The sequence below is a fragment of the Dactylosporangium sp. CA-233914 genome (genome assembly GCF_050942935.1).
Taxonomy (GTDB): Bacteria; Actinomycetota; Actinomycetes; order Mycobacteriales; family Micromonosporaceae; genus Dactylosporangium.
Genome location: NZ_CP192030.1, coordinates 265809 through 281789 on the forward strand (window position 1 = coordinate 265809; position 15981 = coordinate 281789).

Genomic DNA, 15981 nt, shown 5'->3' on the forward strand with positions numbered 1-15981 from the left:
TGGATCGCTGGGAGGCGCCGCGGGCCTGCGGCCCCAACGCCCGTGACTCGACGGCGGCTACACCGCGACCGCCGCGAGTTCCTCCGCTGAACCGGCCGCCGCGCCGCCGCCTCCGCCGGACGGGCCCGGGCTGGGACCGCCGCCGCCGGACGGGGCGCCACCGCCGGGGCCAGGCTCAGGAGGGTCGGGTGGTGGGTCTCCACCGTTGGATTGGCCTGGGTCACCGCCGGTGTCCGGTCCGCCGGGCGGCCCACCGGCGGGGCCAAGCCCGACCGAGTCCGGGCCGCCCGGCAGTGCGCCTGAGTCGGCGGCGCTGTCCCCGCCCGACTGCGTGGCAGCACCGGTCTGATCGCCGTCAGCCTGGTTGGCGCCGGTCGATCCGGCGCCGGACCGGTCTGCCGCTGCGGGGTCGACACCCGTCGGGTCAGCGCCGGTGCCGTTCGCTGACGCGGCCATGGCGTCCGGGCGCAGCGGCACGGCGCCGCTGTCTCCGGTCTGCCCCGGTGCAGTGAGCTCACCGGAGCCGAGGTCGCGCCGGGCGCTGCGGGCGGCGTCTTCGACGTCTGCGGCCTCCCCGGCGTGCGGCTGGCCGGCCGTCTCGGCAGTCTCGGGCTCCCCACCGTCGGTGCCGCCCGACGTGCTGCCGGTCGCCGGGCCGCCGGCCTGGCTCGGATCACCAGGACGGCCGCCGTCCTGGCCGGTCTCCACGGCCTTGGTGGCATCGTCGACCGGCCCGTCCTCGAGGCCAGCTACCTGCTTGAGCCCGCTGCCCGGATCCTCATCGCCGCCTCCGTCGCCGCCCGTCTGGCTGGGGTCGGTGGGCATCTCGGCGATGTTGGCGTCCATGAGCTCCGTCGCGTCGCCGCCGCCGTCGCGGCCGCCGAGGCGCTGCATGGCGGCGTCGGCTCCGCGGGTTGCCAGGTCCCCGATCCCGGCCGCGGCGGCCGCGACCAGGCCGCGGCTGTTCACGTCGGACAGGTACGCGTCGAAGATCGACGTCAGGCGCAGCATGATGCCGGGGCACAGGACCATCAGCCAGATCAGCAGGACAGCCTGCAGCACGGTGGTGAAGTCGTCGCTGCCGTAGGCGGCGCGCGTGCCGTAGATCCAGAACAGGGTGATGAAGAACTTGCTCGCCGCGAGGGCGTTGACGGTCCAGAACCAGGTGCGGGCCCACGGCCGGGTCTCTTCCTTGACCTGGCCTGACATGGCCATCGCACCGAGCAGGGCTGCGCCTGTGGTGAGCAGCCCGCGGAAGGTCATCATGATGAACAGCAGCGCGAGCCCGATCAGTGCGAAGATCGCCACGACGAGCACCAGCGCGCCGGCGCCCGCCTGCCCGGACAGCGCGGTGAACGCCGTCAGCCACAGGGACGCGTCCCAGCCCGTGTCGGCGTTGTAGTCGATCAGGGCGTTGGTTGCCTCGTCCCATGCGGCGACGACGGTCCAGGCGATCCCTCCGGCGAGGGTGATGCCCAGGATGGCCCGCACGAGCCCGCCGAGGGTGGCGACCGGGCCGGGTCCCTGCACCCGCAGCCCGTTGATGATCGTGGCCCAGATGAAGTAGATGAAGACCAGGACGATGAGGATGCCGGCGGCGGCGTTGTAGCTGAAGAAGAACGCCTCGTCCGGTGAGCCGATGCTGGTCTTGGTCAGGACCAGTTTCGCCAGCAGCGACAGCATGTAGCCGACGGCTTGGACGAAGAAGTCGGTGAGGCCGGAGATGCCGGTGCGGATCCCGGCGGCGACCGCGTCTTTGAGCGCCTTCTCGATGCGGCACTGCTGGTCCAGGGAGTCGCAGCTGTCGCCGGCGGCACCGACGATCTTCTGCGGGCGCAGCGCCTGCAGCAGACTTGGCGCGGCGGCGACGCACCGGTCGTGCAGGGCGGTCCATGCGTCGGCCTGGTCTGGGTGCGCGGTTGCCTGGTCGGTGAACAGGGCACATCGCACCAGATCGGCGCTGGGCGCAGCGCCGCTCGGGACGTCGGCCAGGACGGATGGTGTCCCAGTGGGCGGCCTGGTGTTGAGGGTCAGGGTGACGGCCTGGCAGACGGCGTATTCGTCGGCGGTGCGGGTGACGCTGCAGGCGGTCGTCCAGTGTGACGGCGACCCCTGTGGGGGTGTGGCCGTGTAGCGGACCCATCGCAGGCACCAGCGCTGCTCGCCGACCGGCGCCTCACCGATGCAGTCCGACGTGTCCGGTGCCTGGCCGGGCGCGGACGGCGATACGGTCGGCGACGTTGTGGGTGGGGCGGCCGGACTGGACGGTTCGGCCGCCGCCACGCCAGGGGTGAGCAGCGCGAGCAGCACCGCCGCGGAGAGCGCTCCGCCGGTGAGGATGCTCAGCAGCCTGGCCCAGCTGGCTCCGCCTCGTGCTGCGCGGCGGGTGGTGCGGCGTGCGGGTTGCGGACGGTCGCTCGTGCGGACATGCGATGCCGCAGCCTTGACCGGCGGTGTGACTGGCGGTGCCGGGTCGCCAGACGCATCGGCCTTTGCCGGCGGCCGCTGCCGGCTCGGCATCGCCGGGCGGCGACGGGTCCGGGCCAGCCGAACCCGGGCTCGGGTCGGCAGATGGTCCCGGGTGCGGTGTTGTGCCTGCGGCGTTGCCGAGTCCCTGCTCGCCGTAACCGGTCGCGTGGGCCAGCGGCTGGCGCCGTGGTGGATCATCACCATGGCCAGCACCGCGACCGCGACGACAGCTGCAACCACCACGACGAAGCCGTGCGACCGCGGGCCGGCGGTCGACGTCCAGTGACGCACCGGAGCCGGTCGGCTGGACGCGGTCATGACAGCGGGACCCAGCTGTCCGGGCCGAAGACCTTCGCGAGCAGTCGCGCGTCCTGCTGGGTCGCGGCGGTGTCCAGTGCGCCGGGCGGGGAGGCTGGCACGGGAGCGGCGATGTCCGCGATGCGCCATCCATCGGCGGTGAGCTGCATGGTCAGGTCGTGCAGCATCCACCCTGGGGCGAGCACCGGCCCGGATGCGTTGCCGGCGCTGGTAGGGCCCGGGTTGGGTTTGCCGGTCGGGCTCGGCGGCAGGGTAGCGCCAGGCGTCGTGATCGGTGGCGTCTCGGTTCCGGTGCCGCCACCGGGTTTCCCGTCCACGTCGGGGGCGGTCCCGAGCAGGACCAGCACGTACGTCTGCACGTCGACCTTCGCACCGACCGGCAATGCTGTGGCGTCGGCGGCGTGCGCGGCCCAGACCCGGACGGTCGTGCTCTGCTGGATCGCGCTCACGGCGTCGCGGGGCACCGACGGGACGAGCTGGTCGGCGAGGCCAGCCGCGTCGGCGGTGCACAGGCGACCGGCGAGCGCGAGAGCCGCACCGTGTTCGAGCGCTCCGGCGGCGCTCAGCACGGTCTCGAACCGTGCGGCGGCCTCGCCCGCGCCGCGTGCGGTCATCGGATAGCCGACGGGGACGCCGTCGACCAGCCGTACGCCAGGTCCTCCGGCGCCTGCTGCCGGGCCGTCGCCGCCTGCCGCGCCTGGAGCCAGGATCAACCGGTCGGTCGCGGCGCCGAGGCCGAACATCAGCACGATCAGCAGCAGCGCGGCGCCGAACCGGCGGCCGGTCGACGGGCCGGCATGGGCCGGTTTGTAGGCGGCGCCCATCACGCCGCCGCCGTGAGCAACCAGGCGATGACGCTGGTCGCGGACCCGACGATGAGGGCGACGAGACCGGCCTTCCACATCATGGACTTGCCGCGGTCGCTGATGATGTGTGACCCGAAGATCGGTCCGACGGAGAACGCGATGGCGCCGGCGGCGATGCCGCACACCGCGGCGACGATGCCCAGGAACAGCGCGGCGTTGCACAGTTGGTAGAACAGGTCGCTCTTGGGAACGGCGGCGGGGTCGGGGTGGACCTTGTTCCATTCGAATCCGCCGCCGGGGTCGGCGCCGGTCGGGGTTGGTGTGGGGGCGAGCAGGAGTTGTGGACCGGTGTGGGTCAGCGTTGTAGTGATCCACGCCCCCGCGTAGGACAACATCAGGTGGACTCCTTTGTCGGCTACGCCGTCGCTGTGCGGCCGGCCGCTGAGGCGGGCGGCGCGTCGGCGTCGGTGGCGTCGGCGCTGGCCCGTGACGGGCCCGCGCTGGGCTTGCTGCGCGTCAGGCACGCGGCGGCCAGCTCCAGCAGTGCTTGTCGGGTGGCGCGGCGGGTACGGCGCGGATCGACCGGCTCGGGCCGGGCCAGATGCGGGTCATACGGCACCTCGACGACACGTCGGACCAGCTCGGCGGTCTGCCGGCCCAGCGCCGTGGCTTCACGTGGCGGGTTCGGCACCGTCGCTACGACCGCGAGCAACGTGCGGTCGACGACGTCGCCGAGTCCGGCGGCGCGCAGTTGCGCCAGCAGGCGCTGGGTGTGCCGGAGACTGTCCGCTGCGGCGCGGGCCACCAGGATCGGCACGGTCACGTCCCGCAAGGACTGCCATGCTGGCCGGGTGTCAGCTGCCGGCAGGTCCAGCAGTGCGACGGAAAAGTGCTGGTGCAGCCGGTCCACGGCGGTGCGGGTCTCGCGCAGCACGGGCGGGCGTCGCTGCGCGGTTCGCTGCGGCTCGGCGACCAGTGCGTGCAACCCGGCCGGGGTGCGCCGCGTCCAGCCAAGCACCGTGTCCAGGTCGATGTCCAGGTCGGTGTGCACCCGCGGCCGGTTTTGCCCGTCGTTGGTGTCGGCAGCGTTGAGGCCGGCAACGGCATCCCAGACGGTGCCGTCGCCGTCGGCGACGCGTTCGGTCAGACCGCCCCAGCTGCGTCCGGTCGCGTCGACCGCGAGGACCAGACCGGAAACAGCGCAGGCCAGGACGCCGCCGAGCGCTGCGGTGGTGGTGGACCGGCCGACCCCGCCGTCGGCGGAGGAGACGCCGATCAACGCGCCGCCCACCGGGAGGCGTGCCGCCGCCTGCCACAGTCGTTCCACGATGGGGCCGCCGCCGAACTCGCGGGGCACCACCGGTGCGATGACCCCGGCTGGCGGGACGGCGGTCGTGCGCCGCCCCGCCAGCACCATGCCGGGATGCCGTCGGGCGTCGGCGCCGGACGGCGCGGGGTGCGCGCCGAGACGGCCGGTTGCGCCGGCGTGGGCAACGACATCTGGCACCGGTTCCTCCTTTGTCGGGCAGCAGGTCTTCGTGGGGCGGTCAACGCGACCGGGTGCGGTCCCCGCCCGGGATGCCGCAGCCTCGGCAGGGTTCGTGGGGTGGGGCCGCGGCGATCGGGGTGAGTGCTCGCCGCGGCCGCACAGTGGGGCGCTGACCTGCCCGGGGCGGTGGAAACAGGTCGCGCCGGTCAGCCGCCCCCGTGAGCCGCCGGGGAAGCACGGCCCGCAGAAGCAGCGGCGCTCCGGCCGGACATCGGCGTGGAGCGATTGCCACGACGCACGCAGGCGTGCGCCGCCGTGTCGTGGTGGCCGCTCGGCCGCGAACCCCCGTAACAGCCGGGCGGCTGCCGCGCCACGGACGAACGCACCACGATCACGGTTCGACCCTGCCCGCCACGGTCGGCCGCCGGAACGGGACAACCGGTGCCGTCCGGTGCCATCGTCCACAAGGGACGGTCGTGCGGTCTGGTGGCACATGAGCCGCCAGCAGGAGGGCATGGAAACGCCGCGCACGGCGGACGGTGCGCGGCTCGTGGAGGGGCTTACCTGCGCCACCGCGGCGGTGCGTGGTGGCCCACGACCGGGCGCTGGCCGGGTCGTGTACTGCGCCGACGAGGTTCGACGCCGCTCCGCCTCAGCCGGGGTGCGGTTGCCCTGGCCGGGGTCTGGCGGGGCCGCGGCGTCACACAACATCGTCGGCCGGTACGTGTCGCGGCGGCCGAGCCGGTGACTCGGCCGCCGCGGTGTTGACAGGGAACGGTCCCGGCTACCCGGTGACGGGGGCGTGCGTCTGGCCGGGGGTCGGCACCGGCGCCGCCGAGGTCGGAGCTCCACCGCCCGGCGGCGCGACCGTGGGGTTCGTGGTCGGGCTGCCGGTGGGACCGGTCGTGGGCGGCGCGGTGCTCGGACCGGTGCTGGGGCCACCGGTCGTCGGCCTCACCGTGGGCGACGTGGTCGGGCTGCTGCTCGGCGGCGCCGAACTCGGCTTGCCGGTGGTCGCGGAAGGCGTGGGGTTGCTACCGGTGGCGCCGCACGTGGCAACCGCGAGGTTGATGGTGGCCGCTTCGGTCCCGGCGCCGGCCTTGATGGTGACCTGCATCGCGATGATGGTCACCGACCCGTCACCGTTGCGGATCTTGACGCCGTGTGCGACCGATCCCTTCTTGCCCAGTGGGCCGGCGGCGGTGCCGCTGACGCTGGACGTGGTCTCGCCGTTGGTGCAGGACGCCGACGCCGAGGACGCCGAGACGAGACCGTCAAAGGCGGAGAAGCCGGTGACGGTGGCGCTGGCCTTGCCGCCGCCGGCCTTCACGGTGGCGGCGCTCAGGGTGATGGTGCCGTCGGAGGAGCGTGCACCGCCGCTGGCGCTGTGTGTGGTGCCGTCGGTGGACGACACCGACGGCTTGGCGCCGATCGGTGCGGCGCCGCTGGCCGAGATGCCGTACGCGGCGTCGTGGTAGGTGGCGGCGGCACCGGCTGAAGTTGCCCACATGGCCAACCCCAGCGTTCCTCCGGCAATGGTGACGCCGAGCGCGGCAAGACGTCGAACGGTTCTGGTCTGCACGAGCAGTTGCTCCTGTCGGTGAATGGGTGTGTCGCGGAACCGGGCCGGTCGGCCGGTCGACGTGGCCGGCGCAGGCCGACCCTTGCGGTGGTGCAGCCCGCGCCGACCCGTGTGATCACGGGTCGATGCGGACGAGGGTGCCGAGCGGAACCTGGGTCAGGGCATGCAGCGCCGCGGTGGGCACCCGCAGGCAGCCGTTGCTGACGGCGTGGCCGTACACGGTGCGGTCCGGCCAGGTGTGCAGGGCCGTTGTTGCTGGTCCGCCGTGGTAGGTGGCCAGCACGGGACTGTGTGTGCCGAGGGCCAGAATCACCGGGGAGAAGGTCTGGGTCGGGTCGGTGATCTGGGCGAGCAGGAACGTCCGCCCGGTCGGTGTCGGTGTGGCCGTTGCGCCGACCGCGACGCTCCACCGGCCGATCTCTGCTCCGTCACGGATCAGCGTCAGGGTCCTGGTGCGGATGCTGGCCTGGACTTCGTACGGGGTGCGGGCCACGTCGACGGCGGTGGCGTCGAGCCAGCCGCTGGCGCCGTTGGGCCGGCTGGGGAGCAGGACCCGGACCCAGCCTGGTTGCCGGTCGACGACCGGCAACCAGGTGCTGCTGCCCGCCTGGACGGCTGGCAGCCGTGCGATCGGTTTGCCGCCGGGTGCGTCGAAGACCGCGATGGGTGCGCGGTTGTGCACGACGGCACCGTCGGTGCCGGCCGTCCGGTCGGTGTCCAAAGGTGCGGCCGGGATGGCGGTGTCGGTGGTCGCCTCGGGCAGTTGCGCGAGCACGACCGGGGTGATGTGTGGCACCGCGGTCGGCTGGATGACCGGCCCGGTGGTGTCCTCGAGGACCTCGCTGCGCGCGGGCTGTGGCGACGTCGTCGAGGTGCCCGCCGGTGGGCGTTGCCCGTGGGTGGCCAGCACCGTCGCGGCGGTGAGCAGGCCGGCCACGACAGCGACGACGGCGGTCGTGGGCCATACCGAGTGCTTGGCCCGGCGCCTCGCGGTGTCGGGGCGACCGTTGGGGTCGCTGTCGTGGCGGGTCATGAGACCAGGGCGGTCAGGTAGTTCGGGCCGGGGGTGCCGAGGCCGGTGACGTGGTCGTATCCGGGCCCGGTGCGCAGGCTCTGCGGCCCGCCGTCGAGGTCGATGAGGTAGTCACCGGCCGGCAGGCTGTCGTTGATCGCCGGCGTCCAGATGCCGGCGTCGACGTGCCCGACGTCGGTGATGGCGCCGGTGCCGGCCCGGGCGTAGAGGATCGGTGCGGCCAGGCCGATGACGGTGTCGCCGCCGGCGCGGCTCTGCGCGACCGCGGCGAGGGACGCCACGATCGGCGCGGCCAGGGAGGTGCCGCCGATCGGGCTGGTGCGGTACTGCCCGCCGGAGCTCCACCCGATCAGGAAGCCGGTGTAGGGGTCGGCGAGCGCGGCCACGTCCGGGACGGACCGGCGGGTGCCGGGGAGGCCAGCCTGCCATGATGGCTTGTCGAAGTAGCTCGACGTGCCGCCGCCGGCGCCGCCGATGAAGGGCGGGCTGAGCCGCTGCCAGGTGGTGCCCTGCAGCCGGTTCGCGGCGGACTCCCAGCCGGTCTGGAAGGTCGGCTTGTTGTTCGCGCCGATGCCGGTGGAGGTGCCACCGACCGCGGTCACCCAGGGGCTGGCCGCCGGGAACAGCACGCTGGTGCCGTTGGCGCCTTCGACGGCGCTGTTGTCGCCGGTGTCTCCGGACGCGGCGTAGACGCCGACGCCGAGGATCGCGGCCCGGGCCAGGATGGCGTTGACCGCCTGCAGGTAGCTCGGGTCGTTAGGTTCACCGGCGATGCCCCACGACGCGGAGATGATCGTCGTGTCGATGGTGCTGTCAGCGATCACCTTGGCGACGGTCTCGTCCAGCTGGGTGCAGTCGGGTGCGGCCGCGTAGACGATCTTCGCGTCGGGGGCGATGGTGTGTGCCGCCTGCACATCGAGGGCCTCTTCGATGTTCCACAGCGGCACGTTGCAGCCCTGCACGGTCGACGGCGGCGCGTAGGACTTGACCACGAACCGGTCCGCCGGCAGTGCCGGGATGCCGTTGGCCGCGAACGTCCGGTTCGCGTCGACCAGGGTCGACGCCTGGTGGTAGGCACCGACGATGACGATCGTCTGCCCGGCGCCGCGGTCGCTGCCGCCGAGGCCGTAGAGACCACGCAGCTGGGCGCCGTTGTAGCCGCAGATCGGGTTCGACTGCCGGCCGGCCGGATACTTCTGCGGCACCGAGCCCTTGTTCCACTCGCCGAAGTACGTCGAGCAATACTGGCCGTCGGCGAGCGGCTTGACGCTGGCCGCCGGGCGCACCGACAGCGGCTGCGCGACCCGCTGCGTCAGACCGGTCACGGCCTGCACGTCGGGCGCCACCTTCGCCGGCAGCCGCGCCGGACCCGACGCGGTCAGCGCCCGGACCCCGTGCCGGGTCTGCGTGGACAGCTGGACGCCGAACGCGGCCCGGGCCGCGCGGGCGGTCCCGGTGAGGGTGAGTCGGGTCCCGGTGTCGTCGAGGCCCTGCACGGTGAACCCGGACCGGTTGGCCCAGGCGGTGACGCGGGCGATCCGGGCCCGGTCGGCGCCGAGCTGCTCACGCAGCTGCTGGCGGGTGAGGTGCTTGCCGAAGGCGGCGCTGCCGGGTGAGGTGACGGCCGCGGCGTACGCCTGGACAGCGGAGGGGTCCGCGGCGGCCAACGTCAGGGTGACCGTTACCGGCTGGTCGGCGGCGAGGGCACCGCCGCCGCCAGGCGGGATGGGTGTGCCGTGCGCGGGACCGGCCGCGATCAGCAGCGTGGCGAGCGCGCTGCCGGTGACGGCCAGCACGATGCGTGCAAGGCGCATGAGGGGTTGTTCTCCTTACTGGCTTACGCCGCAGGGATCGACGACACCGCCATCGGGTTGTCGGCGAGAGGGCGCAGAGGGGCTGATACGGTGACGCTCAGGTCACCGGTGCGCCGGCTCGGCCGATGCCGCGACGGTGGTCATGGACGACCAGCTCGTGGTGCTGCACCAAACCTCCGGCTGACCGCTGGGCAGGTGTCCGCCAAGGACGGCGGCGCTCCAGCCGGTTTCCGGACGCCGGTCCGCAACCGACGCCTGGAACCGTGATGCGTCAGCCACATGCATCTCGCTGCGCGCCGCCGATGACCGGCGGCGTGGCTGCGGGATGCGTGCGTCGTGGTCTGGTTGAGCTGGTCACGCCAACGACACTGGCCGTTCGCTCAGGCGAGCGGAACGTGCCAAGGGGTGCCAAGCGGGGCAGTGATGGGTATGCACGGCCTCACCGAACCGCGACGATTGAACCGGCCGCACCGCGAGCGGCAGGCAGAACGAGGGGGCCACGGCACGTGAGGTCGAGTCAGCATTGGCACGAGGTGCTGGGCCGCAGCACCCTGCCGGCAGAACACGAACGCCTACTGACTGACCTCGGTCACGCGGCCAACGAAGCAGCTGCGGCGCTGTTCACGGCCGCCGCTGACGAGCACACCGCCGACTATCGCTCGCACCGGCTGCAATTCGGCCGCGGCGTGCAGCCCGGGCCGGCTGAACTGCACGTGTACCAGCAGCTGGCCGGCGCCGCCGCCGTGCACGCGGACCGGTTGACGGTGCTGTATACCCGCGTCGCGTTGCAGTACGCCGTCCAGGCCGACGCGGCGATCACGCCACGCTCACGGCCAGAGCACACCAGTCCCGCCGCGGTGCGGCCCCTGCCGACGGTGGAGCAGTTCCTGACGGACCCCACGGCGTACCTCGCCGACATCCGGGATGCCGGCCCACCGCAGGACCGGCTGCCACGAGCGGCGTACCAGGCAGTCCTCGATGCTGTCGATGAATATCGGACCGGGCGTGAGCGCCTCGACGGGTACGACGATCCCGACGCCAAACACGTCGAAGAGCCGCCCAGTGATCCCGAGGCGCCCGGCAACGTGTTCACGGAGCCGGGTGCGGTGTACGAGATCGAACGCCCGACCGACCTGGCTGCGGCGTTGCACGCCTACGCCGCGGATCTCATCCACCTGGTCCGCGCGCCCGGCGAAGGCCTACACGGCGTCCGGACTCCGATGTGAGTGGTCCCGCGCGCCCAGCAGTGCCGCACAACCGTCTGCGCTCCGCACCGATACGAGGCCACCCGGGGGCTACCTGAAATACGGATTCGGTGGCAGACCGAGGTCCGCAACCGTCACGCGCAACGCCATCGCCAACAGGTGCCGGCTGTACGGATCCGGGGTGTGCCGACCGGTCTCCCAGCGTGAGATCTGCCGACGATCCACACCGGTCCCGCGGTAATTCGCGGCGATCAACCGCATGTGGCCGACCAGGTCAGACTGCGAGTAGTTCAGTACATTTCGGTAGTGGAAGATCCGCTCACCAGGAGTCATCCGGGCAATGTCCTCGGCCGTTGGCAGACGATCCGGCAGCTCACTCACACGGCACCTCCGCGGCGCTCGATCGCGGACAAGACCGGACGCCACTGGTCCTGGTCCTCGCCGCTGGCATCCCGGCACGTCGCCGTCTCTGGGTTGCCCGATCTTTACCTGCCTTACGCAGCACCGGTCTGCGCCCCTCCCCGTTGGTGGACGGGAAACACCCTGACGCCCATCACGTGGATCATGCCGTCGCCCATCGGCGCGCACCCCTACCGTGGCCACCGCACGGCACGGTGATTGACCCAGCTCCGGCAGCGTCTGCGATGCCCCCGCACATCGCTTCCTGTTGACCTTGTACAGGCGGCAACGGGTTTGCGGACAGTGATCATCCGCCCACGAGTCGCCCTTCGCCGGACGTAACCACGAGGAGCCAACTAGCGTCAAGATCAATGACGAACGATGGGTACGGCCCAGCACGCCGTCGCTGTCGACCGCGGGAGCGCGATATCTACGGTCCTCGTTCGAAGTGCGGGGCACCTCTGCGGAGCGGCACCAACGGTCAGCAGGTACAACGCGCCAACATGGCACCGAGGCTCGGCAAGCACCAAGGCATCCGGGCCGTCACAGGCAAACCGGCCAGACATCAACCAACACGAAAACGTTCCGGCACGTACCAACCTGGCACGGCAGCAGGGGCGTGCCGCAGTGACCTCGATCGGCCAACAGCCAAATGTGGGGCGAGCGGTGGCAGGTGACGGATTCACTCCGCAACCGGGTTAGCGTGCTTCGCGCGCGTGACGCGCGTACAGCGGCCGGCAGTGGCGCTCACCGTGCCTGCGGCCCCACCGCCAGGCTCCAGCCCACCTGGTGATCGCCACAACCCGGTTTTGACTCTTGACGGTGATGCCGATGCAAGGTATCGCGTGTGGAAGCGAAACCTGGAAGTCGGCGACATCTGTCACTTGTCACTTGCTGGCCGCGATTCGCCACGGCCCTGTCAGCAGTTCGCCATACCGGTGGCCGCCAGGGTCAGCGTTTCCTTTCACAGGTTCAGCGGGCGTCGTCCTGTTGTATAGGCGGTTCGTATTGGAGCTGCGGTCCGGGACGTGGCAGAGCTGGACTGGCCAGGATCTGCGACAGGCGGTCGATGGTGGCGAACGGGACTTGTGGGTTCGGCACGTACGCGGCTGGGACTGGTGAGGGGGTCACGAACATCTCGATCACGCACCAGCCGTCCGGCTCGGCGTCCACGCCGTGCTCGCGGAGGAGTACATCAAGCTGGCCTCTGACGGCATTGGCCTTCGCGAGGAGCTTGGGGAGGTACGGAGTACTCCGCTTGGGGCGGAAGCCATCCCAGCGTGCATGGCCCGAGTCGGGCGCGCCGTGATAGTCGATGATGTCGTACAGCACCCGTTCGATGTCGGTGGGGACGTGTCCGGCCTTCGCCTCCAGGATGAAGACGCGCCGGTGGTCGGCGTCGATCACGATGAGGTCGATTTCGCCGGGGATGGCCATGCCGAACTTCGCTGCACGTTCTTTCCTGAGCCGAGGAATCAGGATTCGGCTGGGTGCGGTGGCTTCGCGTTCGACGTCTGCTTCGAACGCCTTCTGCTCGCACTGCTCCCAGTCCTTAAAGGCCCGGACCACCTCGGTGGGTGCGTCCGGCCAGGGCAGGTCGGCCGCCTGGACGCGCGCGAGGAAGAGCTCGCCTGCACGGGCGACGCGCCGGGGCATCACCAGCACGGCTGGCCTGCCGAGTACGGGGAGAAGGGGTCTGCCGGAAAGACGCTCGCCGAGCGGGGGCGGCGGTCCGCCGATCGTGATCCGGGCGGCGATGCCGGTATGCAGGGTCAGCAGGTCGACCGCCCGGCGGAGCCGATCAGGCTGCAGGCCGGACCAGCTGCGAACAGCCTCGACGAGCTCCACAACGCGGACTTCGGCGACTTCACTCCCGGTTTCCCAGTCAGCCGCGATGGCGAGAACGGCGAAGACGTCATCGAAGCCAATCCCGAACGCGGCGGTGAGCGTGGCATCGGCGGCCAGCGCTGCTCGGGCCGCCTGCTGGTGCAACGGCGACCTCCGCGACGCCCGCAAACGCTCACGCATGATGTCGGTCCACGACACAAAGCGCCCGTCATCATGCTCCGTCAGGGGTGCCACGCTTAGCTCAGACGTGCTGAGCAGCGTTCGGCCATGGTGAGCGTCAAGGGTGAGGCGGATGTCGGCGGTGTAGCGCTCGGCGTAGAACGGCAGGTCGCGGTCCGAGGCGTCAGCGTGGCCGTCGGAACTGACGCCGGCCCGTGCCTGGTCCCGGCTGCCAACCAGGTGGACCAGCGCGGCCGCGAGGTTGAAAAGCCGGTGCCAGTCACGGTGATCCATGGGCAGTCCGACTTCGGGGCAGTGCCCGGCGATCGCCTCGGTCAGCAGGTCGGCCGCGCGACTGGCCACGACGTTCGTGAACGCGACGTCGTCAACGGCAACATCCGTGGGATAGCCCAAGGCACGTCGCAGAACCCGGTCGTCGTCGGTCCGGATCCTGGTCGCCCAGATGCGCTCGACGGCAACCGCTGCCGTACGCAGCGCCGAGGCAGCGCCGAACTGCGCGACCTCCCTGTGCAGGAGCTCCACGGCTCCGGCGGCTACCTGGTCGCGGAGGGCCTGGTCGAGGTCGACAACCGGTGTGTTCAGGCTGATGCGGGTGGCCAGGTGTTTGGTGATGGACCGCTGCACCCGTGCGCGGGCGCCTTCGCTCAGCGTGGCACCGGCGGCCTGGGTGGGCGGGCGTGGCGCGGACGATGTTCTGCGGAACGTCACGGTGAGGGGCAGCTGCCCCCACGCCTGCTGGAACGCCTCGCCGGCCTGACGAGCGCCGTCGTTGTCGGCCGCCGCCGTGACGGCGTTGACGATGCGGCTGCCGGTGGTCTGCTCGTCCCGGGCGGCGAGCGTGGTGACGAGCAGGCACCAGAACGCGTCGCCGAGCTGCCGGTGCAGCATCGACGGGGTGGCGGTCAGATGTGCGGGAGGTGTGTAGCCGAGATGCATGGTGTTCCCGTCGAACGCGAGCAGCTTCACCGCCTCCTCCGCCCCCGCCGGCAAGGCGTAGAAGGTGATGCAGATCGGTTCGGGGATTGCGCTGTTCCAGGCCAGCCACCCGGCGGCAAGGTCGCCAGTTGCCGCGGAGGCCAGCCCGGTCAGCCCGGCGCGAATCGCGTCGCCGAGCAGCTGGGTCCACTGGCGATCCTCGGCGCGGTCCGCATTCACTACGAACACGAGGGGCGGATCGGCGTTGATGACCGCGTGCTCGTAGGGGGTGGTCTGGCCGACAGTTAAGCAACCGTCAGTCGGGGTCGCCGCAAATGGCCAATCACGTAGTCCCGGAAGGCCGACGTACCGCAGCACGATCTCGTAAGGGTCGCATGCTGCGCGGTGTGCCCACCGGCCGGCGGGGTCGGGTCCGGGCTGGTTCAGGCTCATCGCGGGTTTGAACAGCACGCCTTGGCGCTGGAATGTGTCCCAGAGCGTCAGGGGCGTTGCGCCTTCGATCATTCGGAGCCCGGGCAGCTCCGCGAGCTCGTCCAGGAACGCCCAGAACTCTTCGTGATCGTCTGCAGCGATGGCGGCGATCTGCCGCCAGGCATCCAGCGTGATAAAGAGCGTGCCGGGTCGGACCTTGTCCGGGGCGTTCCATGGTCCGTCGACGATGACCACCCGGCGAATCACCGTACTCTCGGCGATCACCGCGGTCGTCGCCGCCGTTCCGGGCGTGAGCGGGCCGTCGGGACCCACCAAGGGGGCCAGCCGCTCGGCGTTCGCGGCGCTGATGTCCATCGTCAGGGCTTGGCCGACCTTGACAGCGGCCAACCGGCGCCGCGCCCGGTCGGCCTCACGCGCGGTTTCCCGCTCGTTCGTGCCGACGACGACCTGGACGGCAATGAGCCGCCGCCCTGCAGGAAACATCGCCCCAGTCAGCCGGCCCGACGGGGCGCACCGCACCGGTCCGGCGAAATGCGTTGCCAGGCCACGCACGCTGGTCGCGAAGGCCTGCTCAGCCGCATCCAGCAGGTTCGACGCCGTAGCTCCGCTCGTCCTGCCCGCGAGGCCCAGCAGCTGTACACCTATGGTGGCCAGCGCATCGAGCACCAGCGCCGCCGGGACCGGGAACACCGCGTCCTCAGCACGGACGAGCAACACGCCGTCCAGCAGCCACGTGCTGCGGGCGACATCGCTCGCGTCCCGGGTGCACCACGCTACCGCTGCTCGCAGCCGTTCATCGACCGGCAGATCCCCCGGAGACCGCAGCCAGGCTGGCACGCCTTCCGCATCGACCTGCCGATAGAACTCGATCAACGACCCCGACGAAGGCTGGGCACGCGCTCCGTCCTGGCCGTTCGACGGACCGTCGCGCCAACCACGCCGGAAGGCTCGCTGCACCGCCACGGCACGCAGACCGATCATCACCACATCAGCGATGCCGAACCCGAGCATACGCACGAGCACAGGGTCAGCCGCAACGGCATAGCGGCGAAGCTGCTCGATCACCTGCTCCGGATCGTCCAGCATGCCAGGATGCAGCGGCCACATTCGGTCGTCCCACAAGACGTGCACGGGTAGGTCCGGGTCGAGTCGTTCCGCTTGCTGATACTCCTCGACGATCGGGACCCGACGCCGAATGGCCTGAAGCCAGTCGGCAACATCACTGGGCTGGGCGTCACACTCGCCGGCCGCCTCCCCGGCAAGGGCCTGCCCGAGGAGAAACGAAAGGCTCGGAAGCAGCCGCGCTGAAGCCCATGACACGTCGTACAGGGCATTGATGCAGCTGCTCGGCTCGAAACGGCGGATGGACCGCCGGGCGACCAGCGCCAGTTCGTCAACGGTCGACCATCGTGCTCCGCGAGGCGTGTTCACCTGGTATGCGTTCCGGACTAGCTCCTGCAATCGGCATGG

At 71.3% G+C, this 15981-nt stretch carries 10 protein-coding genes; 2 read left to right on the forward strand and 8 right to left on the reverse strand.

Features of this window, described 5'->3' with window-relative positions; translation table 11 throughout:
* Nucleotides 1–57: 57 nt before the first annotated feature.
* From ACQPY0_RS01215 to ACQPY0_RS01230, 4 genes are all read right to left on the reverse strand, one after another.
* On the reverse strand, nt 58–2310 hold the full coding sequence (locus ACQPY0_RS01215) for a hypothetical protein (RefSeq protein ID WP_432983288.1): 2253 nt from the start codon (nt 2308–2310) through the stop codon (nt 58–60).
* Nucleotides 2311–2783: 473 nt separating this feature from the next.
* Entirely contained in the window at nt 2784–3614 is an 831-nt protein-coding gene (locus tag ACQPY0_RS01220) for a hypothetical protein (protein WP_432983291.1), read from the reverse strand.
* Nucleotides 3611–3988, reverse strand: a complete 378-nt coding sequence (locus tag ACQPY0_RS01225; RefSeq protein WP_432983294.1) for a hypothetical protein — start codon at nt 3986–3988, stop codon at nt 3611–3613. The genes ACQPY0_RS01220 and ACQPY0_RS01225 overlap by 4 nt, the downstream gene beginning before the upstream one ends.
* Nucleotides 3989–4008: 20 nt before the next feature.
* Nucleotides 4009–5100 carry a hypothetical protein gene (locus tag ACQPY0_RS01230; protein ID WP_432983297.1) on the reverse strand — a complete coding sequence of 364 codons (1092 nt, stop codon included), beginning with the start codon at nt 5098–5100 and terminating at the stop codon, nt 4009–4011.
* Between the two features lie 860 nt (nt 5101–5960).
* Here ACQPY0_RS01230 and ACQPY0_RS01235 point away from each other — a divergent pair.
* Entirely contained in the window at nt 5961–6560 is a 600-nt protein-coding gene (locus ACQPY0_RS01235) for a hypothetical protein (RefSeq protein ID WP_432983300.1), read from the forward strand.
* Nucleotides 6561–6779: 219 nt separating this feature from the next.
* Here the strand turns inward: ACQPY0_RS01235 and ACQPY0_RS01240 are convergent, their stop codons facing one another.
* Both ACQPY0_RS01240 and ACQPY0_RS01245 read right to left on the reverse strand, forming a co-directional pair.
* Nucleotides 6780–7697, reverse strand: a complete 918-nt coding sequence (locus ACQPY0_RS01240) for a L,D-transpeptidase (protein ID WP_432983303.1) — start codon at nt 7695–7697, stop codon at nt 6780–6782.
* Entirely contained in the window at nt 7694–9511 is a 1818-nt protein-coding gene (locus tag ACQPY0_RS01245) for a S53 family peptidase (RefSeq protein WP_432983306.1), read from the reverse strand. The genes ACQPY0_RS01240 and ACQPY0_RS01245 overlap by 4 nt, the downstream gene beginning before the upstream one ends.
* Before the next feature lie 506 nt (nt 9512–10017).
* On the opposite strand from ACQPY0_RS01245, the gene ACQPY0_RS01250 reads away from it, so the two are divergent.
* Nucleotides 10018–10737, forward strand: coding sequence for a hypothetical protein (locus ACQPY0_RS01250; protein WP_432983309.1), 720 nt, complete (start codon nt 10018–10020; stop codon nt 10735–10737).
* A gap of 69 nt (nt 10738–10806) precedes the next feature.
* On the opposite strand, the gene ACQPY0_RS01255 is transcribed toward ACQPY0_RS01250, so the two are convergent.
* The gene (locus tag ACQPY0_RS01255) at nt 10807–11097 is read right to left on the reverse strand and encodes a helix-turn-helix transcriptional regulator (RefSeq protein ID WP_432983312.1); all 291 of its coding nucleotides are present in this window, start codon (nt 11095–11097) and stop codon (nt 10807–10809) included.
* Nucleotides 11098–12087: 990 nt separating this feature from the next.
* Nucleotides 12088–15942: a hypothetical protein gene (locus tag ACQPY0_RS01260; RefSeq protein WP_432983315.1), complete on the reverse strand. Its 3855-nt coding sequence runs from the start codon at nt 15940–15942 to the stop codon at nt 12088–12090.
* Nucleotides 15943–15981 lie beyond the last annotated feature (39 nt).